A 26,969-nucleotide genomic window follows, 5' to 3' on the forward strand; every position below is an offset into this window, starting at 1 on the left:
GAGACCACCTTATTTCATGGGCTGCGCCTTGTTGCGCTTGGCCAGCCGCTGCGCCCGCTGGGCCCGTCGCTCCTCGGCCAGACGGTGTTCCCGGTGGATGCGGCGTTCGCGGGCCAGGCGCGAGTTGAACTCACGCTGCGAGCGGTGGTCGAGGTAGATGACGTCGTTGCTCAGGTCCTTCCACAGGGCCACCATGAGCCCGATGATGATGAGGAGGAAGGGGCTGGCGGCGACGATGGTGATGGACTGCAGGTTGGCCAGGGAATCCTCGCTGGCGGTGAGCATGACCATGCCGACGGCCGCCGTCATGAGGCCCCACATGGCGGAGACCCACGGGGTGGCGTCGGTACGCCCACCCTGGGACAGGGTGCCCATGACCGTCGACGCGGAGTCGGCGGAGGTGATGAAGAACGTGCCCAGCAGGATCATGGCGAGGACGCCGGCGATGGTGCCGCCGGGCAGCTGGTGCAGCAGGTTGAACAGCTGGGACTCGGCGGTGCCGTCGCCCCAGATGGAGTTGCCGGTCTGCTCGAAGATGATGGCGGAGCCACCGAAGACGGAGAACCACACGACGGAGACGAGCGAGGGCACGACGAGGACGCCGATGGTGAACTCGCGGATGGTGCGGCCGCGGGAGATACGCGCGAGGAACATGCCGACGAACGGCGACCAGGAGATCCACCACGCCCAGTAGAAGATGGTCCAACTGCCGAGCCACTCGCCGGCGGTGCCGTCGGCGGAGTTGGCGGTGCGGCCGGCCATCTCGAAGAACTGCGCGAAGTAGGAGGACATCGCGGTGGGCATCATGTTGAGCACCGTGACGGTGGGGCCGAGGATGAACACGAAGATGGCCAGCGCGGTGGCCATGACCATGTTGGCGTTGGACAGGTACTGGATGCCCTTGCCCACGCCGGAGACGGCGGAGAGCACGAAGGCGAGGGTGAGCACGGAGATGATGCCGACGATGGTCCACGTGCCCGGGTCGTCGATGAGCCCGGAGGCGGACAGGCCGGCGCGGATCTGCAGGGCGCCGACACCGAGGGAGGTGGCGGTGCCGAAGATGGTGGCGACGATCGCCAGGATGTCGATGATCCGGCCCTTCCAGCCCCGCGCGCCCTTCTCCCCCAGCAGCGGTACGAAGGCCGAGGAGATGAGCTGGCGGCGCCCGAGGCGGAACGTCGAGTAGGCGATCGCCAGGCCGACGATGGCGTAGACGGCCCACGGGTGCAGTGTCCAGTGGAAGAGGGTGCCGGCCATCGCCGTGCCGACCTCCCGCGGGGCGTGACCGGGCACTCCGTCGCGGTAGAAGGTGAGCGGTTCGGTGGCTCCGTAGAACATGAGGCCGATGCCCATGCCGGCGGCGAACATCATGGCGATCCAGGAGACGGTGCGGAACTCCGGGGCCTCGTCGTCCCCGCCGAGTTTGATCGCTCCGAAGCGGGAGACGGCCACGACGATCATGTACGCGACGAAGACGGTGCCGAAGATGACGAACGCCCACCCCAGGTTGTCCACGATGAAGCCTAGCGACTGCGCCGCGAAGTTCGCGAAACTGTCGGGCCCGGTCAGTCCCCACGAGACGGTCGCGGTGACCACCGCCGCGGCGACGCCGATGATCCACCAGTCGAAGCGGGCGCGGTCGTCGACCGGCTCGGGGGCGACCGCCTCCTCCTGCTCGAGGCGGTGGCCGATGACGTCCGCGTCATCCATCATCGCCGCCAGTTCGTGGGTGGCTGTGTCCGGGTGAGGGTCCGGATGGGGTGTAGTCATAAATCCAGTGTTGTGGATGCCCGGCCGGGTACCAAAGCAAAAGACGCTTATCGACGCCCGGTCAGGCCACAACCACCGTCACCGTTACTGTTCCGTTACTGTCCGTATCGGCAGCGTAAGCGGGCAATACGGACACGTAACCTCACGAAGGCATAACACTTCACTGGCGCGCGGCCAGCACCGCCTCGTACAGCTCGCGGTTCGACACGCCCCGCCCGGCTGCGACCTCCCGGCACGCGTCCTTGAGGCGGGTCCCCTCCTCCACCAGCGCCTCCACGACCGGTACCAGGGCCTCCGCGTCGGCCTCGTCGGCGGCCCCGCCCTCGATGACCACCGTGATCTCACCCTTCACTCCCCCGGCGGCCCAGTCGGCCAGCTCCGGGAGCGTGCCCCGGCGGACCTCCTCGTACGTCTTCGTCAGCTCGCGACACACCGCCGCCCGGCGCGTCGGACCCAGCACCTCCGCCGCCACCTCGAGGGTCTCCGCCAGGCGGTGCGGGGACTCGAAGAAGCAGGCCGCCCGTTCCTCGGTGCGCAGCGACTCCAGCCACGTACGCCGCGCCCCCGCCTTCCGCGGGGCGAAACCGTCGAAGAGGAAACGGCCCACCGGCAGGCCGGACAGCGCCAGGGCCGTCGGCACCGCGGAGGGGCCGGGCAGGCAGGTGACGGGCACGTCGGCGGTGTGCGCGGCGTCGACAAGCGAGAACCCGGGGTCGGACACCAGCGGCATACCGGCGTCGGTGACGACGAGGACGACGTCGGAACGCGCGGCGTCGAGAAGCTGGCGGGCGCGCCCCTCCTCGTTGTGGTCGAAGTTGGACACCACCCGCCCGGTGATCTCGACCCCGAGCGCCGCCGCGAGAGTGCGCACGCGGCGGGTGTCCTCCGCGGCGATGACCGATGCCTCCGCGAGTGCGGCACGCAGGCGCGGGGAGGCGTCGTGGATGTTGCCGAGCGGCGTGGCGGCGAGCACCACACCCCTCGACGGCAGCAGCGGAGCATCGGAGACCATGCCCGTATCCTAGACTCGTCCCCGTGAGCACCGCCCTCGACCGTCCCCGCCATGCCCGGCGCGTCCGTCCCGTGACCCCGCGCCCGTGGGCGTGGACGCGCGCCGACACCCTGAGCACCCTGACCATCGCGGTCCTCGCCCTGTTCATGCGCTTCGTCGGCCTGACCAGCGCCGTCTCCTCCGGCACCCCGGTGTTCGACGAGAAACACTACGTCCCCCAGGCGTGGGACATGGTGCGCTCCTGGGAGAACGCCCTCATCGGCGGCATCGAGTCGAACCCCGGCTACGGTCTCGTCGTCCACCCGCCGCTGGGCAAACAGCTCATCGCCCTCGGTGAATGGATCTTCGGCTACACCCCTCTGGGGTGGCGCGTCATGGTGGCACTGTTCGGCGCGGCGACGGTGGTGATGACCATGCTGCTCGTCCGCCGCCTCGCCGGGACCTGGCAGGTGGCCACCTTCGCCGGCGTCATCGCGGTGTGCGACGGGGTGCTGCTCGTCGGATCACGGTTCGGCATGCTCGACATCTTCCAGGTGTTCTTCATCGTGCTCGCCGCATTCGCGCTGGTCTGCGACCACGAGCAGATGCGCGCCCGCCTGCACGCCGCCTGGCTCGACGGACGTCTCGGTGACTCCCCGCTGGGCCCCCGCCTCGGCTTCCGCTGGTGGCGCTTCACCGCCGGCGTGGCCCTCGGTCTGGCGCTCGGCGTCAAGTGGTCCGGGCTGTACTACATGGCGTTCTTCGGACTGGCGGCCGTCGCCGTCGACGCCGCGCTGCGCCACCGGTACGGGGTGCGTCGCCCCCTGCTCGGGGCCCTGCTCCGCGACGCCGTCCCCGCTTTCGCCTCCCTCGTCATCGTCCCCGTCCTGCTCTACTTCTGGAGCTGGCGTGCCTGGTTCGCCGCCGAGACCTCCGTCTACCGCCACGCCGCCGTCGACGGACAGATGGAGGACGGACTCGCCCGGGACCTGCTGCCGGACTGGGCCGCCGGGTTCTGGCACTACCACCAGTCGGTGCTCGAGTTCCACGCCTCCCTGACCACCTCCGGCGGGCACTCCCACCCCTGGGACTCCAAGCCGTGGTCCTGGCTGGTCGCCGGGCGCCCGATCCTCTACTTCTCCTCCACCGACATCGACTGCACCGTGGGCACCTGCCGCCGCATGATCTACCTCTTCGGCACCCCGGCGATCTGGTGGCTGACCGTGCCGGTGCTGACGTGGGCGCTGTGGTGCCTCGTCGTACGCCGCGACCGCCGCTTCCTCATCGCCGTGGTCGCCTTCGCCGCGGGCTTCATCCCCTGGCTCATCGGCTACGACCGTCAGATGTACTTCTTCTACGCCACCGCACTCGCCCCGTTCATCGTGACGATGCTCGCGCTGACGCTGGGGCAGCTCCACGGCCGGGGCGCGCCGGTGCCGTGGATGTGGGTGCGCCGCCTGGCCGGCGGGGAGATCCGCTGGGGTACCGTCGCGGTGATCGCCTACCTGTCGCTGGTGGTGGCGTCGTTCCTCTACTGGCTGCCCATCCTCTACGGATTCATGATCCCAGAGGTCTGGTACCAGTCGCTGATGTGGCTGCCGAGCTGGGTGTAGGGCGGGTCGTATTTACGACGTTCGTAATTACGACGTACTACCATTCAGTCGACCTGCCCGTATAAGCGGTCTATTGTGGATTTTCCGGTCGTATTTACGAGCATCGTAATGACGACCCACTACACCGGCCCCGATCCCAGCTCCCGCAGCAGCGCCCGCACGGACACGTACCCGTGATGCGACAGCCACGCCCACGCCAGGGACAGCAGCGTCAGCAGCAGGAGAAGCAGCCCCATGACCTGCCCCGACTCCACCGTGTCGAGGACGAAGTCGCGCACGAGGAAGCCGAAGAGGAAGGTCCACAGCGCGCCGAGCACCACCAGCAGCGACGACACCAGGCGCGGCTTCCAGGCGACGGTGAACAGGCCCAGCGCGAAGGAGAAGCGGACTGCGGCGGCGTCGACAAGCAGCGACGCGGTCGCGGGATCGGCCCCCGGCGCGGAGACACCGTCGATGACCGGGTTGAGGCCGCCGGCGGAGCCGAGCAGCTGAATGCCCCACACAACCCACAGCACACCGGCGATGACAAGCAGCACCCGCGAGACAGCCAGGCCGACGGTGCGGGCGCTGGCGGCGCGGCGCCACTCCGGTTCGACGCCGGCGATGATGACCTCGGACAGGTCGGCGGGCGGGGTCATGCCGCCGTCGTCGGGTTCGATGAAGCGCAGGCGGCGGCTGAGGGCCAGGGCCTCGTCGTGGAAACGCTGGCAGTCCTCGCAGACGGCGAGGTGTGAGTCGACGATGTCGTCGGAGAGCGGCGAGGGTTCGCCGTCGATCCGGGCGGAGAGTGCCGCCTGCACCTTCTCGTGGTCAATCACTTGCTCAACACTCCATCGAGGCTCACCCGGCCGGATCCGAACACCACGATCATGACGAGCGCGGCCACGAGCACCGCCGGGAACTCGAGCCCGCCGGTGGCGGTGAAGAACCCGGAGTCGAGGTGCACGAACCAGATCGCCGCCACCATGAGCAGCGCCAGCAGGCCGGCGACGAAGGTGGTGAGCAGCCCCACCACCAGCAGTGCCCCGCCGAGGAGTTCGGCCGCCATGACGAGCCAGGCCGAGAGCTGCGGCTGCGGCACGCCCCAGGCGGAGAACTGTCCGGTGGTCTCGGTGAGTCCGGTGAACATCAGTTTGTCCCAGCCGTGCGCGATGAACACGGTGCCGAGGACGATACGCAGAAGCAGCAGCGCAGCATCCCTCACGGCCGGTTTGTCCATGCGGATAGACTACCCTCATGCTGCTCGAGACACCCATCGGCCCGCTGTCCCTGCGCGCCAGCAGCCGCGGCCTCACCGCGATCGACTTCGGCGGCGAGGCGGTCCCCGAGACCCCGCTGCTTCTCGACGCCGCCACCCAGCTCACCGAGTACTTCGCCGGTCGCCGTCTGCTTTTCGACGTCCCCCTCGACCTCCCCAACGCCGGTTTCCGGGGCCGCGCCCAGGCCGCACTCAGCGACATCCCCTACGGCGAGACGGTCTCCTACGCGCAGCTGGCGGCCCTGTGCGACAACCCCCGGGCCGTGCGCGCCGTGGGCTCGGCTTGCGCCAGCAACCCGGTGCCCATCATCCGCCCGTGCCACCGCGTGCTGCGTTCCGACGGCTCCCTCGGCGGCTACCGCGGCGGGCTGGAGGCAAAGGAATGGCTGCTCGCGCACGAAAAACGGATTCGCGGGAACCTCTGAACCGTTTCCGGAGTCCAATAAGACATGACTGCATCTGACCTCATCATCGGCTCCGACGGACTCGCCCGCCCCGCGTGGGCCGCCACCACCGACCTGCTGCGCCACTACTACGACACCGAATGGGGCATGCCCGTCCGCGACGAGCAGGGGCTGTTCGAGCGCCTGTCCCTCGAGGCCTTCCAGGCCGGGCTGTCCTGGGAGCTCGTCCTGCGCAAGCGGGAGGGATTCCGCGCCGCCTTCGCCGGGTTCGATCCGGAGCGGGTGGCGGAGTTCGGGGAGGGCGACGTCGAGAAGCTTCTGGAGAATCCGGAGATCATCCGCAACCGCCGCAAGATCGAGGCCGTGATCCGCAACGCCCGGGCGGTCCTCGAGCTGCGCGAGGACGGCGGCCTCGTCGACCTCATCTGGTCGCACCAGCCGGCCGAGAACCTCGCACCGGAGACGCTGGCGGACATCCCCAGCCGCTCCCCCGAGTCCGAGGCCCTGTCGAAGGCCCTGAAGAAGGCCGGCCTCACATTCGTCGGGCCGGTGATGTGCTTCGCGCTGATGGAGGCCATCGGCATGGTGGACACACACCTCCTCGGATCACACCGCCGTGGGACGTCGGGAGTGTGGGGAGAGGCTTAGGAGTCCGTGGTGCCGTTCATCCCGAGGGTGAACCGGGTGTCGTCCTCCGGCAGCACCCACAGGTCCACCTGCCGCCCCGCCGTCAGCTGGCCGAGCATCGACTGCGGGAGGAACATCCGCTTGGAGCGCTCCACCGGGTTCCCGTGGGAGTCGGCGAACCGGACCGTGACCTCCAGGCCGGTGTAGCCGTGGCGGATCTCCCCCGTCGGGGTCGTGGTCAGGATGACGCCGGTGGTCGGCATGCCGCGTTCGTGGATCTCCATCGCCTGCGGATCCGCCAGCCCCAGCTGCACCTGCTGGCGGTGGAGCTGGTCGCGGGCCTCCTCCTGCCGGTGTTCCGGGACCAACGCCAGCATCGTCGGGTTCTCCGGTTCGTAGGCGACCGTGAGCAGCGCCCCCGGTGCGACGGCGGCCATCTCGTGCGGACGGATCAGCGTGATCAGGTTGCCGGTGAACTCCCGCATGTCGGCCCCCCGGACGCGGAGGATCATGCGGTACTGGGGGATGCCGTTGATCGTCGTCTGCGTGCGCTCCAGCTTCTCCACGACGCCGACCCCCAGCAACGCGTCCGGCGAGAGCTCGGATTCTTCCGCGGCGTCGAGAATCTTCTCGAGTTCGTCGAGTTCGTCAAGTTCCCGGAAGTCCTCCTCGGTGGGAAGCTTCTCGGACGGCCAGAATGCGCCGAGGAAGAGCGGCACCAGTCCGGCAAGCACCAGCTCGATCCGGCCGGTGACTACGGAGATGATGAGAGCTGCGACGCCCACCACGAAGAGCACAGTTCGGAATGCCATGGCCTCAGCATGCGGGAGACCGCCGGCTACCGTTCACGAGTGTCGGCGCGGCAAAGAACGCCGCGAAGCCCCGATCCGTTGCCGGAAAAGGGGCTTCGCGGGACGTTTGGCCGCTTCACGACGCCGCCCCCGCTACCAGGAGACCGCATCCACCGAGTTGAGCTCGAAGATGAACTGGGTGTCATCGTCCGGCAGCACCCGCATGTCCACCTGCCGGCCCACCCCCAGCTGACCCAGCATCGACTGCGGGAGGAACGCCCGCTTCGAACGCTCCACCAGATTGCCGTACGAGTTGGTGAACCGGACGGTGGCATCCAGACCCGTGTACCCCTGGCGGATCTCCCCGGTTGGGATCATCGACATGACCACACCCGTGACCGGGACGCCGCGCTCGCTGACCTCCGCCGCCCGCGGATCCGCCAACCCCAGCTGCACCTGCTGACGCTGGAACAGGGCCTGCGCCTCCGCCTGTCGCTGCGCCGGCACCCGGTAGAGTCTCCCCGGATTCTCCGGGAGGTAGGCGACGGGGAGCATCGTCCCCGGCGCGACGGCGGCCATCTGGTGCGGGGAGACCAGCATCTTCAACTCCCCGGTGAACTCCCGCATATCGACGCCCCGAACCCGCAGCCTGATGCGGTACTGGGGGATGTCATTGACGGTCAGGTGCGTGCGATCGAGACCCTCGACCGTGCCGACCGCGATCTGAGCGTTCGGAGGCAGCGTCGGATCGGCACCGAAACTGAAGATCTCGCGCAACGGCCCCATGTCACCGATGCTGTTGAGTTTGAGGGCGACCAGGAGGAAGGTTCCACCCACGGTGGCGGGGATGAACCCCGCAAACGCCGGGGCGAGCATCCCGGTCTGTGTGTAGAGGAAGAGGGCGAGGCCGAGGCCTCCCGCGATGAGGGCGATTCCGAAGGAGAGGAAGAGGTTTCTGAGGAACATGCCCTGATCATGGATCACGGCGGCGTCTACCGCTCACGAGTCGGGGGCGGCGTCTCTGTGGAGCTAAGGGGAATTGAACCCCTGACCTTCGCATTGCGAACGCGACGCTCTACCAACTGAGCTATAGCCCCGGGTGCTCCGGGAGTGGAACTGTTGACATACGTTACTCCGCTGCGGGACCCACGTCGATGGTGTCCACCGCGAAGGAGAACTGGGTGTCGTCCTCGGGCAGGTGGAAGACCTCGATCTGGCGGCCGACCGTGAGCCGACTGAGCATGGAGGGTGTCAGGAAGGTGACCTTGCTGCGGTCCACGAGGTTCCCACCGAGGTCGCGGAACCGCACCGCGATCTCGATGCCGGTGTGTCCGTGACGGATCTCCCCGGTGGGGGTCACGGACATGATGACGCCGGTGGTCACCGTTCCGCGCGCGTGGATCTCCGGGCCCCGCGGATCAGCCAGACCCATGAGCACCCGCTGGCGGTGGTACATCTGCTGTGCCTCCTCCATCCGGTCGTCCGGTACCTCCATGAGGCGCTGCGGCTTCTCCGGTTCGTAGGCGACGGGCATGATCGTGCCCGGAGCGAAGGTGCCGAGCTCGTGCGGGCGAATGAACAGCGACAGTTGACCGGTGAATTCCTGGAGGTCGGTGCCCCGGACCCGGAGGGTGAGGCGGTACTGCGGGACGTCGTTGACGGACAGTCCCGTCCAGGTGACCTTCTCGACGCTGCCCACCCCCAGCTGTGCGTTTGACGTCGGTGTGGGGAACCGAGGCGCCAGCCGACGGAGATCACGATCATTCCGAGGATCACCGGGATGAGGCCGATGAGGGCAAGGAGCTCACTTCCGGTGTCGGTGTAGGCCTCGTATGCGGTGTGCGCTCCATAGACGAGGAGGGTGAGACCGATGCCGATGACGGGGAGTCTGGGTTCATGGCCTCAGCATCGCGCGGGGCTGCCGCTACCGGCCACGAGTCAGCGCGGCACTGCGGTGAGGAGAGTCGGACAAGCGACAGCACGCCGCCCCACCGGGGACAGCGTGCTGAATGGAAAGCGGAAACTAACCCGCGCGACGATCGTCGGAGAAACGCGCCGGACGACGGAACGTGCGGGTCGGGGCCGGTGCCGGCTCCGTGTCGAAGCGGGACTCCACGACGGGGAGGTGGTCGAAGTCGGGGGACTCGTCGTCACGCTCGAGGATGACGGCGCCAGGGCGACGCAGGTGACGCGGGATGGCCAGCTCCTCGTCGGCGGCGCTGAGCACGCCGAGGCGGGCACGGCGCAGCTGCCGGATGCGATGGTTGCGCAGGGCCTGCTCCTCCCGGACCTGGGTGCGCAGGGCGACGAGGTAGAGGACGGTGACGACGGCGGCGAGGCCCGCGACGGCCCACGCCCAGCCGCCGATGACGAAGGCCAGGACAGCGGTGAACACGACGGCGGCGGCGAGGCCGATGAGGGTGCGCTGGCGACGCTGGTAGCGGGTGATAGAGGACTCGGCGTCAGCCACCGGGTCCCAGCCGCCGCGGGCGGCACGGTGCTCGGCGAACTCGATCTCCTCCTCGGAGAGGTCCTCATCCAGGTCCGCGGAGTCCGCAGCTGCGGACTCTGCGGGCTCTGCGGGCTCGAGAGCCTTCTCCCCGAGGTCCTCCAGCTCGTCCGCCTCATCCTGGTCCTCATCCTCGACGACCTCCACCACGGAGTCCACGGAGTCCGGGTACATGAGATCGGACGGGGAGGTGTAGGTGTCGTCGTAGGCGTAGGTGGCGTCCTCGTCCCAGTCGTCCCACTCGTCCGCCGTATCAACCTCGGCGGTGACGACATCGCCGGCCTCGAGCTCGTGGACGACGGCACCGTCGACGACCTCGGCCTCCACCTCGGCCGGCTCCTCCGGGCGGGTGAACAGGCCGCGGAAGGACCGGGAGGGGCGCGGGGAATCGTCGTCGATGAGGACCTCGTCGACGTCGATGAGCTCGAGGTCCTCGAGATCCCCGTCCTCCGCGGACACGGGGCGCACGTCGGCGGCGCTCAGGCGGGGACGGCGGCGGGCCGGCAGATCGCCGGAACCGCCCTGGTGGATGACGCGGGTGTCGTCGAAGGCCTCGCCGGCCTTGCGGATCGGCTTCTGCCCGCGCATGAGCAGCGGGGCGAGCACGAACAGCCACACCACGATGATCAGGACGATGATCAGGCTACTGGACACGTGTCGTGCACCTTCCTCAGCGGGATACAGGGATTCGAGTCAAGAGTATCGGCGCGGAAACCCGCCACCGCCCTGCCACGCCGAGGCGGATCAGCGCAATCGGCCGACGCTGCGGAGGCGCTCGACGCAGGAGCCCCGGTGGTCCTCGATGTTCTGGGCGACGAAGTGGTGGTCCCGCCAGCGCCCGTCGATGTGCAGGTTGGCGCGGAGGTAGCCCTCCTCGCGGAAACCGTTGGCCTGGAGGACGCGTCCGGAGGCGGGGTTGTCGGGCAGGTAGGTGGCGGTGACGCGGTGGAGGCCGATGCGTCGGAAAGCATGGTCGGTGCCGAGGGCACACGCGGCGGTGGCCACTCCCCTGCCCTGCGCGGCGGAATGCACCCAATAGCCGATCCAGCAGTCGGAGACGCTGCCGTGCTGGATGGTACCCAGGGTGACCTGCCCGGCGAAACGTCCCTCGAGCTCGATGACCAGGGGGACGACCTGCCCCTTGCGGGCGGCATCGCGGATGCCGGTGAAGAAGTTCCACCAGGCGGTCTGCGAGTGGGCGGCCTCCCAACCGTCGTGGGCGGTGGGTTCGACGGGACGGAGGTGAGGTTCGTCGAGAAGCCGTTGTTCGCGCCAGTCGCGGGCGTCGCGGCTGGTCAACGGGCGCAGGCGCAGGCTCGCCCCGTCGGGCAGACGGACGGCAGGGGTCGACTCGGGCCACCCCGGATGCAGCACATCCCGAGGCCCGCGACCGGGCTGACGGTAGGAGCGGGCCGCCCACCCGAAGGGATCGAACACGAACTCAGCTGCCCTGGGCGAGGAACATGACGTCGACGATGTCGCCCGGGCGGATCTCCGTGGCCTCCTCGGGCACGCGGATGAGGGCGTTGGCCTCCGCGAGGCCGGCGAGCAGGTGGGCCGGGGCTCCGGTGGCGGCGCCGATGCCCTCGACGAGGTAGTCGAAGGTCTCCGAATCCCGCATGAGGCGGGCGCGGATGTAGCCGCGGCGGCCCTCCCGGGAGGCGATGTGGTTGAGGGCGCGGGCGCGGACCACCCGGCGGGCGGTGTTGCGCTTACCCAGCGACATGCGGATGAGCGGGCGGACGAGCACCTCGAACGTCACCAGTGCGGACACCGGGTTGCTGGGCAACAGGAAGACGGGGATCCGCTCCTCACCGAGCAGCCCGAAGCCCTGGACGGAGCCGGGGTGCATGGCGACGCGGGCGGTGTCGATCTCGCCCAGGTCCTCGAGCACGGAGCGGAACATCTCCGACCCCTGCCCGCCGACGGCGCCGGAGATGACGATGACCTCGCTGCGTTGGATCTGGCCCTCGACGATCTCCTTGAGGCGGCGCGGCTCACCGACGGCGATGCCGACGCGGTGCACCTCCGCCCCGGCCTCTCGACCGGCGGCGGCCAGGGCGTAGGAGTTGACGTCGTAGATCTGGCCGAGGCCGGGCTCGCGGTCGATGTCGACGAGCTCGCGGCCGACGGAGATCACCGACAGGCGCGGCCGCGGGTAGACGAGCACCTTGGAGCGGCCCACCGCGGCCAGCAGGCCGATCTGGGCCGGGCCGAGGATGGAGCCGGCGGTGACGGCGACGTCCCCGGGTTGGATGTCATCGCCGGTGCGGCGGACGAAGTCACCGGAGCGGACGACGCGCTGCGCGGTGACGCGGCGGCGACCCCGGTCGGTCCATTCGAGGGGCAGGACGGCGTCGGCCAGCGTGGGCAGCGGAGCACCGGTGTGCACGCGCACCGCCTGCTTGGGCTGCAGGCGCAGGGGCTGCTGGGAGCCGGCGGCCACCTCACCGACGACGGGCAGGGAGCGTTCCACCGGTTCGACCGGGGCGGGGGCGTCCGGGTCCGGGACCGGGGCACCGAGCCCCTTCTCACCGCCGACGTCGACGGCGCGGACCGCGTAGCCGTCGATGGCTGCCTGCGGGAAGCCGGGCAGGGCGCGGGTGGCCTGGACCTCCTCGGCGCACATGAGGCCGAGGGCGTCGGCGATGGCGATGCGGACCGGCTCCGGGGTGACCGCCGCATCGGTGACCAGCGCCAACTGGTGCTCAACGGAACGCACAGCAGACTCCTAGGGGGATCAGTCCTGGTCGGTGGACTCGGCCGCGGCGGCCGCCTCATGCTCGGCGAGGATCTCGGTGATCATGCGCTTGAGGGCCGGGCCGTACTTCGGGTGCGCCAGGCCGAAGTCCACGCAGGCCGGGATGTAGCCGGCCGGGTTGCCCAGGTCATGGCGCTTGCCCTGGTGGACGACGATGTGGACCGGGTGGCCCTCGCGGATCATCAGCTCGATGGCGTCGGTGAGCTGGATCTCCCCGCCCTTGCCCGGCTTGATGCGCTTGAGGGCGTCGAAGATGCCGCGGTCGAGGAGGTAGCGGCCGGTGGCGACGAAGGTCGAGGGGGCGTCCGCCGGCTCCGGCTTCTCCACCATGCCGACGACCCGCTTGACGGTGCCGGCGTCGAGGTCGCAGTCGGCCGGGATCTCCTCGATGTCGAAGACGCCGTAGTTGAACACGTCCTCGCGCGGGACGTCGACGGCGCACAGCACGGATCCGCCGAGTTCGGCGCGCACGGCGGCCATCTTCTCCAGGACGCCCATGGGGAGCACGAGATCGTCGGGAAGCATGACGGCGACGACATCCTCATCGTCGTCGAGGACGCTCTCCGCGAGGCCCACGGCGTGGCCGAGGCCGAGCGGCTTGGCCTGCTCGACGGCGACGGGGCTCATCAGCTTCGCGGCGCGCTGCACCTTCTCCACCTGCTCGGTCTTGCCGCGCTCCGACAGCGTCTCCACCAGGTTGGGGAACTGCTCGAAGTGGCGCAGGACCTCCTGCTTGTTGGGGGCGACGATGACGGCCAGGCGGGAGGCGCCGAGTGCGTTGGCCTCTTCCGCGATCAGCTCGATTCCCGGGGTGTCCACCACCGGGAGCAGCTCTTTCGGGACCGTTTTCGTGGCAGGCAGAAAGCGGGTTCCCATCCCGGCGGCGGGAACGATCACGGTCTTCACGCCATGCGGATGGTCGGTGGTTGACAAGCTCATAACGCACCACCCTACCCCGCGCGGTTACGCTGAGTGCATGAACATCCGGGAGAAGAAGTCAGAACTCAGGGCGCGGATGACTCAGGCCCGCCGGGACATGTCGCCGGAGCAGGCCCGCAGCGAGGACGCCGCGATCATCGCCCATGCGGCCGCGCTGCTGCGCTCGCTCACCCCGGTGGAGACCTCCGTCGCCGCCTACTCGCCGCTGCCGGGTGAGCCCGGCGGACCACTGCTTCTCGACGCCCTGCACGGCGAGGCCTCCTCCCTCCTCCTGCCGGTCTCCCTCCCGGGCGGCCGCCTCGACTGGGCGCTGTATCAGGGTCGTCTGGCGCTCACCCCGGGAGTGCTGGGGATCGCGGAGCCGACCGGTGAGCGCCTCGGTGCCGACGCCCTCGACTCGTGCCGCCTCATCCTCGTGCCCGCGCTCGGCGTGTCGCCGGAGGGCATCCGCCTGGGCAAGGGCGGTGGTTTCTACGACCGCGCGCTGTTACGTTTCGCGGATGCGGAGAATCCCCCGCGCACCGCGGTGCTCCTCTACAACGGGGAGATCCGGGACGACATCCCCGCGGAGGACCACGACATGCCGGTCGACATGGCGATCACCCCCGCCGGAGTGCGCCGGTTCCGCTGATTTCCCTCCGGAGGGAACCGGCGGGGCCTCCGGGCAGTCCAATACTGTATGGCTGACATTCCCCCGTTCCTGTCCTCCCTCCGCACGCCCGGCTGGCGGCGCGCCGTGTTTCTCCGCCGCGTGCTCGCCGTCGTTCTGCTGCTCGCCGCGCTGGGGCTCGCGCTGCGCGACGCCGGTGCGGGTGCTCCCCGGGCCCTCGTCTTCGCCCGCCCGGTCACCGCGGGCGAGGCGCTGACGCGTGACGACGTCGCCCTCGTCCCCGTTCCCGACCCGCTGCTGCCCGCCTCCGCGGTGCGCGATCCGGCGGAGGCGGAAGGCCGGATCCTGGCCGTGGAGGCCGCGGCTGGAGAGGTCGTGACGGCCTCCCGCTTCATCGGTACAGACCTTAGTAACGCATTTGTGGGAGAAATCACGACAATTGTTCCGGTGAGACTTGCCGAACCGGAAATCCTGCCGCTCCTGCGCCACGGGGACAGCGTGACTATCCTCGCCGCAGTGCCCGAACGGACAGAAACGGACGTTATTTCCACAGGTGGACGGGTGATTCTGGTGGACACCCGGGAGTCCCCGGGCACCCTGCTCCTCGGATTACCGGAGGAGGAGGCCCACGCGGTGGCCGCCGCCTCCCTGTCGACTCCGCTCGCCGTCGTCCTGTCGTCCCCTCTCCCCAAATGACGCCCGATGGTCTACAGTTTGTGCGTTCCTAAAAAAATCTCAGATTCCAACGGGAGGACCACCATGCTGCAGGGCTTCAAGGAATTCATCATGCGCGGCAACGTCATCGACCTGGCTGTCGCCGTGGTCATCGGTGGCGCTTTCACCGCCATCGTCACCGCCTTCTCCGACAACCTGATCAACCCGCTGATCGCCGCTCTGGGTGGCGCCGACGTCTCCGGCCTCGGCTTCCACATCATCTCCGGCAACGACGCCACCTTCCTCGACTTCGGTGCCGTCATCACCGCCGCGATCAACTTCCTGCTCATCGCCGCTGTCGTCTACTTCGTCATCGTCGCCCCGATGAACAAGCTCAACGAGATCGCCGCCGCCAAGCGTGGCATCCCGCAGGACGAGGAGGAGCCGCAGCCCACCGACGTCGAGCTGCTCACCGAGATCCGCGACCTGCTCAAGCGCTAATAGTGGGGAGGGCGCTGCTCGCGCCAGAACTCCTCCGCGGACAGTGACTCCTCGGCCTCCGGGTCGAGGACGACCTCCCGCTCCTCATCCGCCGCCCGGACATCCCCGAACAGGGAGTCCGGGCGGTCGGCGTTCCGGTCGATTTCGGGGGCGTCGGACTTCCGGACCACCCGCCGGCGTGGCCGCCTGCTACTCAACGCTGTACTTCTGCAGCTGGTCGATGACGTGGTGCACCAGCGGGGTGAGGGTGGCCATGCCGTCCCGGACCGCCGCGCGGGAGCCCGCCAGGTTCACCACGACGGTGGACCCGGACACACCGGAGATGCCCCGGGAGGTGCAGGCGTCGACCGCACCGCACGCCAGACCCGAGGAGCGCAAAGCCTGCGCGATACCCGGCACCAGCTGATCCAGCACGGAGCGGGTGGCCTCCGGGGTCTTGTCCCGCGGGCCCACGCCGGTGCCGCCGACGGTGAGCACGAGATCGACGCCGCCGACGACGGCCGTCTCGATCGCCTGGCGGATCTGCGACTTCTTGGAACGGACCGACACCACCGCGTCGACGGCGAAACCGGCCTCGACGAGCAGTTCCGTGACCAGCCGGTCGGTGTCCTCCCCGGAGCCGAGCACGTGGTCCGCCACGAGGACCACCAGCGCGCGACGTCGGGCCGGCGGGGTGTCCTCCTTCTCGGCGGCGATCAGAAAGGCCGCATCCGGCTCGACGACGTCCAGCAGTGCGGACGTGCGCGGGGGCTCATCGACGGTGTGCACGGTGTTCTCCATCCTCAGAAGTTCTGACATTGTTCGTTTCTAATATCCAAAAATTTACTCTGTGGTCAGCGTAACCTCTACCTCTCGGCTCTGCCCCGTATCCGGCTGGAGAACTTCGAGGGTGACGGTCTGGCCGAACTCCTGGGACCGGACCGTGGCCACGAGCGCGTCCGAGTTGTCGATGATCCGGTCGTCCACGCGCCGCACGACGTCACCGGACTGCAGGCCGGCCTCGTCCGCCGGGCTGCCCGGCTCCACCGACGCGATGAGCGCACCGTGCACGTCGGCCCGCCCGGCGACCTGGACACCGAGCATCGGGTGGGTCGCCTGCCCCGTGGAGATGAGCTGGTCGGCGACGCGCTTGGCGAAGTTCGCGGGGATGGCGAAGCCCAGGCCGATGGAACCGGCCTCTCCGCCGGAGCTCATCGACGCGATGACCGAGTTCATGCCCACGATGTGCCCGGACATGTCGACGAGCGGCCCTCCCGAGTTACCCGGGTTGATGGCGGCGTCGGTCTGGATGGCGTCGATGAGCGAGGACTCGCCGCCGCCGTCGGAGGCCCGCACCGGACGGTTGAGGGCGGAGACGATACCGGAGGTGACGGTGGAACTCAGGCCCAACGGGGAGCCGATGGCCACGACCTCCTGGCCGACGCGGAGGGTGTCGGAGTCACCGAACTCGATGACCGGGAGATCGGAGACGTCGCGGATCTTCACCACGGCGATGTCGGTCGGCGCATCGGAGGCGACGTAGTCGGCCGGCAGGGTGCGGCCGTCGTTGAGGGTGACCTCGATCTGGCCGAAGCCGCCGTCGGCACCCGAGACCACATGGCGGTTGGTGAGGACGTAACCGTCGGAGGAGATGATCGAACCCGACCCCTCACCTGCGCCCATGCGGGTGGCCACCTGGAGGGAGACCACGGTCGGCAGCACCTCGGCGGCGACCTGCTCGACGCCGCCCTCCGGGGCCTCGGCCGCCGGCGCACTCTCCTGTTCCAGGGCGCTGACGGTCTCCCCCGGGGAACCGGAGTCGGAGTTCGCGGCGACGAGGCCGACGATGGAGCCCGAGGCCACCGATCCCACGAGCATGAGGGCCAGGGCCGTGCCCAGTCCCACGCTGCGTTTGCGCGGCTCGGCGGGCGTGGGGGCAGGGTCCGGGACACCCTCCGGTCCGGGGTTCTCCGCTGCCTGCCACTGGTAGGGGGAGGTCACCGGCTGGTAGCCGGTGGAGGGGTTCCGCGGGTCTGAAGAGGTGTCGTCATTCATGCCGGTCATTGTGCTCCTCTGCTCTGGGCCGATCCTGACGCCTTTCTGTACGTTACCTGGATGGGGTGACCTGCGGCTGGCCGGGGAGCTCGACGATGACGAGCGCTCCCCCACCCGCTGCCTCCGCGATCCGGATGGTCCCTCCGTGACGTGTCACCGTCTGCTTGGCGATGGCCAGGCCCAGACCCGAGCCCGGCTGCGAGCGCGACTCCGCCGCCCGGTAGAAGCGTTCGAAGACCCGCTCCCGCTCCTCCTCCGGGATACCTGGGCCGGAATCGGCGACGGTGAGCTGGATGCGGTCGTCGGCAAGCGGGGTCATCCGGACCTGCACAGTGGCCTCCGGCGGCGACCACTTGGCCGCGTTGTCGAGGAGATTGAGGGTGGCCCGGCCGAGCGAGAACTGGTCACCCGTGAGAGTCCAGGGCGCGAGGTCGGCGTCGAAGTCGAGGTCCGGACGGCGGCGGCGCACCCGCTCGAGGGAGGAGACGATCACCTCGTCGAGGTCGACGGACTCCATGGTGGTCTCCGCCGCGTCCTCGCGCGCGAGGTCGACGAGGTCGCCGATGAGCGTCGACAGTTCGGTCATCTGGGCCATGACGTCACGCTCCAGGTCCTGCCGGTCCGCCGCGGAGATGCGGTCCGCCGCGCCCGGCTGGTTGAGCATCATGAGCAGCTCGATGTTGGTGCGCATCGACGTCAGCGGGGTCTTGAGCTCGTGACCGGCGTCGGCCACCAGTTGCGACTGGCGCGTACGCGACTCCTGCAGCGCCCCCAGCATGGCGTTGAAGGAGCTGGTCAGCTGCGCGATCTCGTCGTTGCCCTGCACGGCGATGGGGCGCAGGTCATCGGTGTCGGCGACGTAATCGACGGCCTTCTGCAGACGCTTGAGCGGCGTCAGGCCGGCGGTGGCGACCACGAGGCCGGCGGCGATGGCCAGCACCGTGCCCAGGGCGGTGATGACGAGCAGCAGGGTGCCCAGGGTGGTGATGAGCTGGTGGGTGTCGTGCATGTCGCGGGCGAGGACGATCGTCGCGCCCAGCGAATCCGTCTTCGACATGATGCGCTCGCCGCCGACGGTGCGGAACACCGCCTCCGTCGTGTCCCCCGCACCCCGCAGGTCACCACCCACCGGGATGGCGTCGCCCCGGGAGAACGACCACCCGGGCGGGGACACCGCGACGCGGGTCTCCGGGTTATAGGACTTGAAGAGCTGGATCTTCGCGTCGAGGTTGATGAGGTAGAACGGGTCGAGCGTCTTCTCCAGCAGCACCTCCGACAGCTGTTCGAGATCGCGGTCCACCCCGGAGGTGAGGACGGCGGAGACCGTCAGGTAGGTGAGGAAGGTCATCAACCCCACCGCCAACGACACCACCGCGAAGGTGAGCAGCGACAGGCGCCAGCGCAGCGTGGTGCGCCCGCTCCAGATGTCGCCGCTGTTGTCACCGACGGAGACAGGTGGGGCCTCCCGGCCGTCCGTGTCCGGCCGGGAGGCCCGCCGCCGCAGGATCACGGGGCCGTCTCACGCAGGACGTAGCCGACACCGCGCACGGTGTGGATAAGCCGGGACTCCCCTTCCGCCTCGGTCTTGCGTCGGAGGTAGCCGATGTACACCTCGAGGGCGTTGCCGGACGTCGGGAAGTCGTAGCCCCAGACCTCCTCGAGGATCGTCGCGCGGGAGAGCACCCGGCGCGGGTTCCGCATGAGCAGCTGCAGGAGGGAAAACTCGGTGCGGGTGAGGCTGATGGAACGCGAGCCGCGGGCCACATCGCGGGTCTCGGTGTTGAGGCGCAGGTCCTCGAAGACGAGCTCCTGCTGCTCCTCCTGCGCCGCTGCGCTGTCCACTGCGGCCCGCCGCAGCAGGGAACGGACGCGGGCGAGGAGTTCCTCGAGGGCGAAGGGCTTGGGCAGGTAGTCGTCGGCGCCCGCGTCCAGGCCGGCGACGCGGTCGGCGACGCCGTCGCGGGCGGTGAGAATGAGGATGGGGCGGTCGAAGCCGGTGCTGCGCAGGGTGCGGCACACCTCGAGCCCGTCCATGCGGGGCATCATCACGTCCAGTATCACCAGATCGGGCCGGTCCCGTCCGATGCTCTCGACCGCCTCCACCCCGTCCTCGGCGAGACTGACGTCGTAGCCGTTGAAGATGAGGGAGCGGCGCAGAGATTCTCGTACGGCCTGTTCGTCGTCCACCACAAGGATTTTCATGTTCCCCATTATGGACCAGGGCGGAACCAAAAACACCGGCTCCCCCTCCACCAGTGTGGAGCGGGAGCCGGTGTGGTCACATCACCTGCTCGGCAACGGGACTAGAACTGCTCGACCTCGACCAGGCCCAGCTGTGCGGCCTTGACCAGACGACGCGGGATGCGGACGGTCTGACCGTCGACCTTGACCTCCTGGAGGGCGACGTTGTCGGCCTTCCACTGGGAGCGGCGCATGCGGGTGTTGGCGCGGGACATCTTTCGCTTCGGAACTGCCATTGTTCTTCTACCTCCTTAGGCCTTCTTCTTGCGGCGGGCCATGCCACCGAAACGCTTCTCGAACTTCTCGACGCGGCCAGCGGTGTCCATGACACGCTGTGCACCGGTCCAGAACGGGTGGGACTCGCTGGTGACGTCGACGACGATCAGCGGGTACTCGTTACCGTCTTCCCACTCGACAGTGCGGTCGGACTTGACGGTGGAACGGGTCAGGAACTTGAAGCCGGTGCCGGCGTCCTGGAAGACCACCGGGTGGTAGTCGGGGTGGATATCATTCTTCATGAAGTCTCGATTCCCTCAGGATTGAACATCAGGTCGGTTCCAGGGCATGGCTCGCAGAGGCCCGGATCGTGCCTGAGTTGGGTTGGAGATTGACAACTCGGACCATCCTACTCCCCGGGTGCCGGATTCTGAAATTCCGTGCTATGGGGCGCCATGAGGCGCGCGCTGCCGCTGCCACAGCCCGAGGATCACCGCGGCCACCAGGGCCTGCGCCACCCCGATGGCCGCCCAGGCCACCTGCCCGAGCTCGATGGGGTGCACCGCGGAGCCGACGGCCAGACAGATGTGCATCCCACCGTGGGTGCCCACCGCCCACCACACGGAACCCCGCCACAGCACCGCCGCACCGCCGAGCATCGCCATGCCGAAGGGCATGATCAGGTACCAGACGTGCTCGCTCAGGCTCTGCTGCCCGCCGGAGGACACGAGGTGGATGAGGGTGAACGCCACGGTCGTCCACGCCAGCGTCAGCCAGGGGCGGTGGCGGGTTACGTGGAAGAACCAGCCGCGGTAGATGAGCTCCTCGGGCAGGCCCTGCAGGAGGACGGCACGCACGAAGAGCAGCACGAGGAGCAGTCCGAGTGGTGCCTGTTCGACGTCCCGCCAGTCGAGGGTCGGCACCTCCGCCGGCCCGGTCTGCAACGCGGCGAGCAGAATCCACGCGGCACCGACCGCCACCCCGACGAGCCCCAGGCCGCCGAGGAAGCCGGGCAGCAGGGTCTGCCAGCGGGTCAGGCCGCTCACGCTTATCGACGCCCCCTCCACCCACCGCATCCACGCCCAGGCACCCATCACGACGAGGAGAGGGGTGAGCAGGAAGATGACCGAGGCGGCCGCCATCTGTGCCTCCTCCCCCGACCAGCGTTCCTGCGCCCACTCATGCAGCGGCACGCGGGCGAGGTTGGCGGCGAACATCAGCACGGTGCCGACGACGATGCGGATGAGCACTCCCCACCAGGTGACGGGAAGCAGCGGGGCGTTGTGTTCACGGTTGTTGTCCATGTCTGCAGAAGTTATGGGCCCGCGCGGGCCGTCAGACCCCCCGTGGTCACGGTTTCTGTCGCCCGAAATCATGACCCGGGTCATGGGTGGCGGGCGGAAGCGTGAGGGGCATGGATCGACGGCTTCTCACCTTCTTCTTCGGCGTCGCGCTGTTTCTCTTCCTCAGCGCCGTCCTCGCGGAGCACCGCACGCCGACCCAGATGCTCACCGGGGCGGTCACGGCCCTTCTTCTCGTCGTGGCCCGGGCGGCGTGGAGCACCTATCCGCGGGCGGGGACGACCCTGCTGTTCGCCGTCGTGGCCTTCGCCTTCTTCCTCGTGGCGAACTCGCCGGTGAGCATCGGCATGCAGTGGGTGGCGTTCATCGTGCTGCTGCTGGGGCTCGGGACGACCGTGGGGTGGGTCTACGGCGGCCTCATCGTGGCCTTCACCGCCGGGATCCACCTGACCGCCGGCAGCCCGCTCAACCAGGTGCTCACGGAGACGGTCGCCGCGGCCCTGCTGGCCGCGGCGGGATTGTCGGTGGCGGGCATCATCCGCGACCGGCAGCGCGCCCACGACGAGCTCGAGGAGACCAACCCCCGCCTGCGGGCGAGCCTGCGCGACTCCCGGGAGCTGGCCCTGTCCCAGGAGCGCGAGCGCATCGCCGCCTCGCTGCACGACGGCCTGGGTCACCGCCTCACCACCATCGGCCTGAGCCTGGACTACTCGGCCCGCATGATCGACCGCGATCCGGCGAAGGCCCGCGCCGAGGTGCTGCGGGCCCGGGAGGCCACCACCGATTCCCTCAACGTCATGCGCTCCACCGTGCGGGCGATGCGCCCGATCACGCTTGTCGGCGACGACCTCGCCGCCACCCTCCACCAGTTCGCCGCCTCCTTCGACACGACCGGCCTCGCCGTCGAGATCGACGCGGACCTCCCCCCACGAGCCGCCGGAGGACCACGCCCAGCTCATGCTGCGGTTCGTCCAGGAGGCCCTGACCAACGTCGTCCGCCATGCCGACGCCGACCGCGTCACCGTCACGGTGCGCCGGGACCGGGTCGATGTCGCCGACAACGGCCGCGGCCTCAGCCTGCTCTTCGAGACGATCGACGGCATCGACATCGTCGCCACCACCACCGACGGCTCCCGCGCCCTCGACCTGGCCCGGGAGCACGCGGTCGACGTGGTCATCACCGACGCCGCCATGCCCGGCACCGACGGGCTCGCCGTGGTCCGCGCCTGCGCCCCGCACCTCCCCACCCTCGTGCTCACCACTTTCGACGACGCGCGGCTGGTCGCCGACATCGTGGCCGCCGGCGCCTCCGGGTACCTGCTCAAGGACGTCTCCCCCGACGCCCTGGCCGACGCGATCCGGGCCGCCGCGGAGGGCGGTATGATCCTTGATCCACGGGTGGCGCGCTACGCGTGGGCGTCGACAAGCGGTGCCGAGGGTGAGCTGGCGGTGCTCACGCGGACGGAGCGGGTCGTCGCGAAGCTGGTGGCGCAGGGACTCAACAATCAGGAGATCGCCGCGGAACTCGTCCTCGCGGAGGGGACGGTGAAGAACCACGTGTCGGCCCTGCTGCGCAAGCTGCAGGCACGCGACCGGACCATGCTGGCGCTGCGGCTGGCGAAGGCCTTCGGCGGTGTGAACTCGGGATTAGGTTTTCGCGGCCCCGGACTGTAGAGTTGTCCCTTGCTGTTGTCGAAGTAAACGTCTACGCCCCGTCAGCCGGCTCAAGACTGCGCCCCGACCCGTACTCAGTCACGAGGGTACGTGGAACACCATCGGTGCGGCGCGGTCCTTGCATGCTTTTCGACGTGGGCGGCTAGGAGAAAGAAAACCCATGTCGGCTATTTGCCAGGTCACGGGACGTAAGCCGCAGTTCGGCAAGACCGTCTCGCACTCGCACCGACGTCACTCGCGCCGTTGGAACCCCAACGTGCAGCGTCGTCGGTTCTTCCTGCCCTCCGAGGGCCGTACCATCACCCTGAACGTTTCCACCAAGGGTCTCAAGGTCATCGACCGCGACGGCATCGAGTCCGTCGTCGCCAAGATCCGTGCACGTGGGGAGAAGATCTAACCAATGGCACGTAATGACATTCGTCCGATCATCAAGCTGAAGTCCACGGCTGGCACCGGTTACACCTACGTCACCCGTAAGAACAAGCGAAACAACCCCGATCGCATCTCGCTGATGAAGTTCGATCCGATCGCCCGCAAGCACGTCGAATTCCGCGAGGAGCGATAATCTATGGCCAAGAAGTCCAAGATCGCCAAGAACGAGCAGCGCAAGGAAATCGTCGCCCGCTACGCGGAGCGTCGCGCTGAGCTCAAGGCCATCATCAACAACCCGAACACCTCTGACGAGGACCGCCTCGACGCACAGTTCGAGCTGAACCGTCAGCCGCGTGACGCCTCCCCGGTGCGCGTCCGCAACCGCGACTCCCACGATGGTCGCCCCCGCGGTTTCCTCCGCAAGTTCGGTCTGTCCCGTGTCCGCATGCGCGAGATGGCTCACCGCGGTGAGCTGCCGGGCGTCCGTAAGTCCAGCTGGTAAGGAGTGGCCAACATGAAGCGCACCAACCCCCGTAAGCAGCGGATGGAGCAGTCCCGCCGCCCCAAGAAGAACCCGCTCAAGGCCGAAGGCATTGAGAAGGTGGACTACAAGGACGTCAAGACCCTTCGTCTGTTCATCTCTGACCGCCACAAGATCCGTTCCCGCCGCGTCACCGGCCTGACCCCGCAGCAGCAGCGTCAGGTCGCCACCGCCGTGAAGAACGCACGCGAGATGGCTCTCCTGCCGTTCACCAGCCGCTAAGTCGGTTGACAGGACGCAACAGCGCACTTTTGCCGCTGGCTGTGTGACACGGTAGAAGTACTCCGCACCGCCCGCCCCGAGATCACTCGGTGGCGGGCGGTGCTTTTTCCTCGGCGCCCCACCCGGCTGGTATTTTTGCCACCATGCACCCCTCGCTGCCGGACCTGACCACCGAAGCCCGCCGCGCCTCCTCCCCCGCCATGGCGCGCGGCATCCTGGCGGAGGCGCAGGAGCTCATGCGCAACGCCCTCGACCACGGTGAGTCCGAAACCGCGCTGGCGTTCTGGTTCTCCCGCACCCTGCAGGAGTGGGCGGAGAGCCCCGCGGTTGAGGAGATCACCGGTGGGGCCCGCCTGCGGTTCACCGGTGCCGTCGCCCGTTTCGACGCCATCCCGACGGACAGCGTCACCTGGTTCCTCGTCGGCGACGCCCCGGGAGCGAACGAGCAGCTCCGCGAGCTCTTCGGCGGCGCCGACCTTCACGTCGGTGACCTGCCGGCCCCGGCCCCGCGGGAGGACTGGGACGCCGCAGCCGCGCGCGCCGCGGAGCAGGGCGACGTCGACAAGCTCGCCTACTGGGTCGACGCCGGCTACCTGGACGACCCGGCGGTGGCCGACGCCCTCCTCGTCCCCTCGCTGGCTCACATGCCGCCGGCCCTGCGCCTGGCGGAGGGCCTGCCCGACTACGACACTCCCGTCGACGTCCGCGGCACGCTCATGGAGCCGGTCGTGGCCGTCGCCCGCTGGGCGGGGCTGCTGGTCGACGCCTCTTCTGGGGACGCCCCGCACCGGCTGGACAGGGCGCGGGACCACGGGGTCCTCACGGAGGACGAGGCGGAGGCGCTCACCCAGGCGTGGGCCACGGGCCTGAGCATGGAGCTGCGCAGCTGGCGGCACGGCACGTGGGGCGAGGAGGAGACGATGCGTTCCCTGCCCTCCCTCGACCGCAGCGCGTACGGGGCGGCGGCCCGTCTCGTCAGCGTCGCCCTGCGTTCCATCGCGGGACGCCACGGACTGTCCGTCGGCTGACGCTGGTATCTTTAGACGAACAGAAACCCGCAGGAAGGAGCGATCCGCATGGCACGTGCAGTGGGACGACCCCGCAAGAACAGTCCGCGGCGTCGTGGTGCGACAGCGCGCGAGGAGATTCTCGACGCCTCCGCGGAGCTGTTCACCACCCAGGGTTTCGCCTCGACCTCGACGCACCAGATCGCCGATGCGGTGGGCATCCGCCAGGCCTCGCTGTACTACCACTTCCCGTCGAAGACCGAGATCTTCCTGACGCTGCTGAAGTCCACCATCGAGCCCTCCATGGAGCTGGCGGCCGCGCTCGGCGAGTCCGACGCCTCCCCTGCCCTGCGCCTGTGGGCGCTCGTCGCCGCGGAGGCCCGCCTGCTGCTGTCCACCCGCTGGAACATCGGCCGCCTCTACCAGCTGCCCGTGGCCGCGTCGGAGGAGTTCTCCGAGTACCACACCCAGCGCACCGAGCTGCGGGATCTCTTCCACTCCCTGTCGGCCGCGCTCGTCGGCGAGGATGACCCGCGCGTCGATCTGCCGTTCCACATCGCCCTGTCAGTCATCGAGATGCGGGAGAACGACGGCACGATCCCCGCGGAGCTCTCCGACACCGAGCTGCCGCACATTGCCGTCATGCTTGCCGACGCCGCCCTCGACGTCCTCCACGCCGAACTGCCCGCCGACCGTGTCGACCGGACCCTGGCCCTCATCGATGTGTAGATGAACAGCTGCCTGGCCCGCCGTCTCATCGCCTTCCTCATCGACGTCGGGATCGCCTACCTCCTCTACTTCGCCCTCGGCGCGCCCGCGCCCGTCGGCGCGGACCCCGCCCCTGCCCTGCTGCTGCTCACCTGGGTGATCCGGGTGGTACCGGAGAAGATCCTCGCCCGCAGTCCGGGCAAGATGCTGCTGCGTCTCGACGCCGTGGGCCCCTGGTGGGCGCCCCTCGTGCGGCACCTGTGGCTCATCATCCCGGTCCCGCTGGCCTACCTGATGCCGGTCATCCCCTGGTACTCGCTGCTGGCCACCGTCATCGGCATCAGTGCGCTGCTCAATCCGGCGAACCGCTCGCTGGCGGACCGCCTCGCGCAGACGTCCGTCATTCAGCGCGGCGCAGGATGCGCTCTGCCTGGCTGACCAGCGGGGCGTCGATCATCATGCCGTCGACCTGGAACGCCCCGGTGTGCTCCGCGGCCCCGGCCACGACGGCCCGGGCCCAGCTGATCTGCCCGGCCTCCGGGCGATAGGCGCGGCGGACGGCCTCCACCTGCGCCGGGTGGATGCACGCGGTGCCGAGGAAGCCGGAGCGGGCGGCGTCGAGGGCCTCGGCGAACTGCCCGTCGCTGTCGCGGAAGTCGGCGTGGATGGCGTCGATCGCGTACTTCCCGGCCGCGGCGGCGTGGATGAGCACCTGGGCGCGGGCGTGGCGGATGACGTCCCGGTACCGCCCCGCGCCCGCCTCGTCCGCCTGCCACCGGGAATGGGTACCGCCCAGCAGGGTGATGAGGTCCTCCGCACCCCAGAACAGCCCCACCACCTCGGCGCGGGACACGATGCCGACGATGTTCGCCAGTGCCTGCGGGGTCTCGATCATCGCGATGACGTCCAGCCCCTCGAGCCCGGCGGGCAGCTCCGCGCCGACCTTGGGCACCATGATGGTCCCGACGCCCAGCTCCCGGGCCAGGGCGACGTCGTCACGGAAGTACGGCGAGGCGGGGCCGACGGTGCGTAGAATCGTCCGTTCCGGGTCAAGCTCGGCCCCGCGCAGCGCATCGCGCAGGGCGGCGTGGTCGCCGGAACCGGCCCCGTCCTCCAGGTCGACGATGACCGTGTCCGCCCGGGCGTGGGCCTTGGGGATGAGGTCGGCGCGGTGGGCGGGGGCGAAGAGGAGGGCGGGGCCGAAAGCTGCGGTCATGGCCTCAAT

General features: G+C 69.1%; 34 protein-coding genes, 1 tRNA gene and 1 pseudogene. 15 read left to right on the forward strand and 21 right to left on the reverse strand.

Annotated features, from left to right (window positions below; translation table 11 throughout):
• Positions 1 to 9: 9 nt before the first annotated feature.
• Positions 10 to 1,770, reverse strand: coding sequence for a BCCT family transporter (locus tag B9Y70_RS09785; protein ID WP_085550086.1), 1,761 nt, complete (start codon positions 1,768 to 1,770; stop codon positions 10 to 12).
• Positions 1,771 to 1,930: 160 nt separating this feature from the next.
• Positions 1,931 to 2,782 (reverse strand): 16S rRNA (cytidine(1402)-2'-O)-methyltransferase, encoded by an 852-nt coding sequence (gene rsmI / locus B9Y70_RS09790; RefSeq protein ID WP_085550174.1) that lies wholly within the window; start codon positions 2,780 to 2,782, stop codon positions 1,931 to 1,933.
• Positions 2,783 to 2,928: 146 nt separating this feature from the next.
• Here rsmI and B9Y70_RS09795 point away from each other — a divergent pair, with 146 nt between their 5' ends.
• The gene (locus B9Y70_RS09795) at positions 2,929 to 4,374 is read left to right on the forward strand and encodes a dolichyl-phosphate-mannose--protein mannosyltransferase (RefSeq protein WP_240309234.1); all 1,446 of its coding nucleotides are present in this window, start codon (positions 2,929 to 2,931) and stop codon (positions 4,372 to 4,374) included.
• Positions 4,375 to 4,493: 119 nt separating this feature from the next.
• On the opposite strand, the gene B9Y70_RS09800 is transcribed toward B9Y70_RS09795, so the two are convergent.
• A complete protein-coding gene (locus B9Y70_RS09800; protein ID WP_085550088.1) occupies positions 4,494 to 5,192 on the reverse strand; it encodes a zf-HC2 domain-containing protein in 699 nt (232 codons plus the stop codon).
• Positions 5,189 to 5,593 (reverse strand): DoxX family protein, encoded by a 405-nt coding sequence (locus tag B9Y70_RS09805; protein WP_085550089.1) that lies wholly within the window; start codon positions 5,591 to 5,593, stop codon positions 5,189 to 5,191. The genes B9Y70_RS09800 and B9Y70_RS09805 overlap by 4 nt, the downstream gene beginning before the upstream one ends.
• A 17-nt stretch (positions 5,594 to 5,610) precedes the next feature.
• Between B9Y70_RS09805 and B9Y70_RS09810 the strand changes: the two genes are divergently transcribed.
• Both B9Y70_RS09810 and B9Y70_RS09815 read left to right on the forward strand, forming a co-directional pair.
• Complete coding sequence (locus B9Y70_RS09810; RefSeq protein WP_085550090.1) at positions 5,611 to 6,057, forward strand: methylated-DNA--[protein]-cysteine S-methyltransferase; 447 nt, start codon at positions 5,611 to 5,613, stop codon at positions 6,055 to 6,057.
• A gap of 24 nt (positions 6,058 to 6,081) precedes the next feature.
• Positions 6,082 to 6,684: a DNA-3-methyladenine glycosylase I gene (locus tag B9Y70_RS09815; protein ID WP_085550091.1), complete on the forward strand. Its 603-nt coding sequence runs from the start codon at positions 6,082 to 6,084 to the stop codon at positions 6,682 to 6,684.
• Here the strand turns inward: B9Y70_RS09815 and B9Y70_RS09820 are convergent.
• The 8 genes from B9Y70_RS09820 to B9Y70_RS09855 form a co-directional block, all read right to left on the reverse strand.
• The gene (locus B9Y70_RS09820) at positions 6,681 to 7,475 is read right to left on the reverse strand and encodes a hypothetical protein (RefSeq protein WP_143337601.1); all 795 of its coding nucleotides are present in this window, start codon (positions 7,473 to 7,475) and stop codon (positions 6,681 to 6,683) included. The two genes, B9Y70_RS09815 and B9Y70_RS09820, sit on opposite strands and share 4 nt — an antisense overlap.
• A 132-nt stretch (positions 7,476 to 7,607) precedes the next feature.
• On the reverse strand, positions 7,608 to 8,420 hold the full coding sequence (locus B9Y70_RS09825; protein ID WP_085550093.1) for a hypothetical protein: 813 nt from the start codon (positions 8,418 to 8,420) through the stop codon (positions 7,608 to 7,610).
• Between the two features lie 58 nt (positions 8,421 to 8,478).
• Positions 8,479 to 8,551, reverse strand: a tRNA-Ala gene (locus B9Y70_RS09830).
• Positions 8,552 to 8,583: 32 nt separating this feature from the next.
• Entirely contained in the window at positions 8,584 to 9,153 is a 570-nt protein-coding gene (locus tag B9Y70_RS09835) for a hypothetical protein (RefSeq protein WP_085550094.1), read from the reverse strand.
• Between the two features lie 324 nt (positions 9,154 to 9,477).
• The gene (gene sepX, locus B9Y70_RS09840) at positions 9,478 to 10,617 is read right to left on the reverse strand and encodes a divisome protein SepX/GlpR (RefSeq protein WP_085550095.1); all 1,140 of its coding nucleotides are present in this window, start codon (positions 10,615 to 10,617) and stop codon (positions 9,478 to 9,480) included.
• 90 nt (positions 10,618 to 10,707) lie between these two features.
• On the reverse strand, positions 10,708 to 11,400 hold the full coding sequence (locus tag B9Y70_RS09845; protein ID WP_085550096.1) for a GNAT family N-acetyltransferase: 693 nt from the start codon (positions 11,398 to 11,400) through the stop codon (positions 10,708 to 10,710).
• Between the two features lie 4 nt (positions 11,401 to 11,404).
• Entirely contained in the window at positions 11,405 to 12,685 is a 1,281-nt protein-coding gene (gene glp / locus B9Y70_RS09850) for a molybdotransferase-like divisome protein Glp (RefSeq protein WP_085550097.1), read from the reverse strand.
• An 18-nt stretch (positions 12,686 to 12,703) separates the two neighbouring features.
• Positions 12,704 to 13,663 carry a UTP--glucose-1-phosphate uridylyltransferase gene (locus tag B9Y70_RS09855; protein ID WP_085550098.1) on the reverse strand — a complete coding sequence of 320 codons (960 nt, stop codon included), beginning with the start codon at positions 13,661 to 13,663 and terminating at the stop codon, positions 12,704 to 12,706.
• Positions 13,664 to 13,700: 37 nt separating this feature from the next.
• On the opposite strand from B9Y70_RS09855, the gene B9Y70_RS09860 reads away from it, so the two are divergent.
• The 3 genes from B9Y70_RS09860 to mscL all read left to right on the forward strand — a co-directional run bounded on the left by B9Y70_RS09860 (position 13,701) and on the right by mscL (position 15,428).
• On the forward strand, positions 13,701 to 14,294 hold the full coding sequence (locus B9Y70_RS09860; RefSeq protein WP_240309224.1) for a 5-formyltetrahydrofolate cyclo-ligase: 594 nt from the start codon (positions 13,701 to 13,703) through the stop codon (positions 14,292 to 14,294).
• 48 nt (positions 14,295 to 14,342) lie between these two features.
• A complete protein-coding gene (locus B9Y70_RS09865) occupies positions 14,343 to 14,969 on the forward strand; it encodes an SAF domain-containing protein (RefSeq protein WP_085550099.1) in 627 nt (208 codons plus the stop codon).
• A gap of 63 nt (positions 14,970 to 15,032) precedes the next feature.
• On the forward strand, positions 15,033 to 15,428 hold the full coding sequence (mscL, locus tag B9Y70_RS09870) for a large conductance mechanosensitive channel protein MscL (RefSeq protein ID WP_085550100.1): 396 nt from the start codon (positions 15,033 to 15,035) through the stop codon (positions 15,426 to 15,428).
• Here mscL and B9Y70_RS09875 read toward each other — a convergent pair.
• From B9Y70_RS09875 to B9Y70_RS09910, 8 genes are all read right to left on the reverse strand, one after another.
• Positions 15,425 to 15,598, reverse strand: a complete 174-nt coding sequence (locus B9Y70_RS09875; RefSeq protein ID WP_240309225.1) for a hypothetical protein — start codon at positions 15,596 to 15,598, stop codon at positions 15,425 to 15,427. The two genes, mscL and B9Y70_RS09875, sit on opposite strands and share 4 nt — an antisense overlap.
• Before the next feature lie 19 nt (positions 15,599 to 15,617).
• Entirely contained in the window at positions 15,618 to 16,208 is a 591-nt protein-coding gene (locus B9Y70_RS09880; RefSeq protein ID WP_085550102.1) for a MogA/MoaB family molybdenum cofactor biosynthesis protein, read from the reverse strand.
• A gap of 42 nt (positions 16,209 to 16,250) precedes the next feature.
• Positions 16,251 to 17,462, reverse strand: coding sequence for a S1C family serine protease (locus B9Y70_RS09885; RefSeq protein WP_420838452.1), 1,212 nt, complete (start codon positions 17,460 to 17,462; stop codon positions 16,251 to 16,253).
• 52 nt (positions 17,463 to 17,514) lie between these two features.
• Positions 17,515 to 18,972, reverse strand: a complete 1,458-nt coding sequence (locus B9Y70_RS09890) for a HAMP domain-containing sensor histidine kinase (protein WP_085550104.1) — start codon at positions 18,970 to 18,972, stop codon at positions 17,515 to 17,517.
• The gene (locus B9Y70_RS09895) at positions 18,969 to 19,664 is read right to left on the reverse strand and encodes a response regulator transcription factor (RefSeq protein ID WP_085550105.1); all 696 of its coding nucleotides are present in this window, start codon (positions 19,662 to 19,664) and stop codon (positions 18,969 to 18,971) included. The genes B9Y70_RS09890 and B9Y70_RS09895 overlap by 4 nt, the downstream gene beginning before the upstream one ends.
• A gap of 101 nt (positions 19,665 to 19,765) precedes the next feature.
• Positions 19,766 to 19,939: a 50S ribosomal protein L32 gene (rpmF, locus tag B9Y70_RS09900; protein ID WP_085550106.1), complete on the reverse strand. Its 174-nt coding sequence runs from the start codon at positions 19,937 to 19,939 to the stop codon at positions 19,766 to 19,768.
• Positions 19,940 to 19,954: 15 nt separating this feature from the next.
• Complete coding sequence (locus tag B9Y70_RS09905) at positions 19,955 to 20,221, reverse strand: type B 50S ribosomal protein L31 (protein WP_085550107.1); 267 nt, start codon at positions 20,219 to 20,221, stop codon at positions 19,955 to 19,957.
• A gap of 141 nt (positions 20,222 to 20,362) precedes the next feature.
• Entirely contained in the window at positions 20,363 to 21,223 is an 861-nt protein-coding gene (locus B9Y70_RS09910; protein WP_159449804.1) for a CPBP family intramembrane glutamic endopeptidase, read from the reverse strand.
• 344 nt (positions 21,224 to 21,567) lie between these two features.
• Between B9Y70_RS09910 and B9Y70_RS13240 the strand changes: the two are divergent.
• The 9 genes and pseudogenes from B9Y70_RS13240 to B9Y70_RS09955 all read left to right on the forward strand — a co-directional run.
• Positions 21,568 to 21,993 (forward strand): annotated as a pseudogene (locus tag B9Y70_RS13240) (DUF7502 family protein); the annotation flags it as partial.
• Positions 21,994 to 22,177: 184 nt separating this feature from the next.
• The gene (locus tag B9Y70_RS09920) at positions 22,178 to 22,894 is read left to right on the forward strand and encodes a response regulator (protein ID WP_085550109.1); all 717 of its coding nucleotides are present in this window, start codon (positions 22,178 to 22,180) and stop codon (positions 22,892 to 22,894) included.
• Between the two features lie 160 nt (positions 22,895 to 23,054).
• A complete protein-coding gene (gene rpmB, locus B9Y70_RS09925; RefSeq protein WP_040085299.1) occupies positions 23,055 to 23,291 on the forward strand; it encodes a 50S ribosomal protein L28 in 237 nt (78 codons plus the stop codon).
• Between the two features lie 3 nt (positions 23,292 to 23,294).
• Entirely contained in the window at positions 23,295 to 23,459 is a 165-nt protein-coding gene (gene rpmG / locus B9Y70_RS09930) for a 50S ribosomal protein L33 (protein ID WP_040085297.1), read from the forward strand.
• 3 nt (positions 23,460 to 23,462) lie between these two features.
• Positions 23,463 to 23,768, forward strand: a complete 306-nt coding sequence (gene rpsN, locus B9Y70_RS09935; RefSeq protein ID WP_085550110.1) for a 30S ribosomal protein S14 — start codon at positions 23,463 to 23,465, stop codon at positions 23,766 to 23,768.
• Positions 23,769 to 23,780: 12 nt separating this feature from the next.
• The gene (rpsR, locus tag B9Y70_RS09940; RefSeq protein WP_040085295.1) at positions 23,781 to 24,029 is read left to right on the forward strand and encodes a 30S ribosomal protein S18; all 249 of its coding nucleotides are present in this window, start codon (positions 23,781 to 23,783) and stop codon (positions 24,027 to 24,029) included.
• A 143-nt stretch (positions 24,030 to 24,172) separates the two neighbouring features.
• Entirely contained in the window at positions 24,173 to 25,057 is an 885-nt protein-coding gene (locus B9Y70_RS09945) for a putative nucleotidyltransferase substrate binding domain-containing protein (protein ID WP_085550111.1), read from the forward strand.
• Between the two features lie 48 nt (positions 25,058 to 25,105).
• The gene (locus B9Y70_RS09950; RefSeq protein ID WP_085550112.1) at positions 25,106 to 25,765 is read left to right on the forward strand and encodes a TetR/AcrR family transcriptional regulator; all 660 of its coding nucleotides are present in this window, start codon (positions 25,106 to 25,108) and stop codon (positions 25,763 to 25,765) included.
• Complete coding sequence (locus B9Y70_RS09955) at positions 25,766 to 26,182, forward strand: RDD family protein (protein WP_085550113.1); 417 nt, start codon at positions 25,766 to 25,768, stop codon at positions 26,180 to 26,182.
• Here B9Y70_RS09955 and B9Y70_RS09960 read toward each other — a convergent pair.
• Positions 26,145 to 26,960 carry an HpcH/HpaI aldolase/citrate lyase family protein gene (locus B9Y70_RS09960; RefSeq protein ID WP_085550114.1) on the reverse strand — a complete coding sequence of 272 codons (816 nt, stop codon included), beginning with the start codon at positions 26,958 to 26,960 and terminating at the stop codon, positions 26,145 to 26,147. The genes B9Y70_RS09955 and B9Y70_RS09960 overlap by 38 nt on opposite strands.
• Between the last annotated feature and the right edge of the window lie 9 nt (positions 26,961 to 26,969).

It is taken from the genome of Corynebacterium pollutisoli (assembly GCF_900177745.1).
GTDB classification, from domain to species: Bacteria; Actinomycetota; Actinomycetes; order Mycobacteriales; family Mycobacteriaceae; genus Corynebacterium; species Corynebacterium pollutisoli.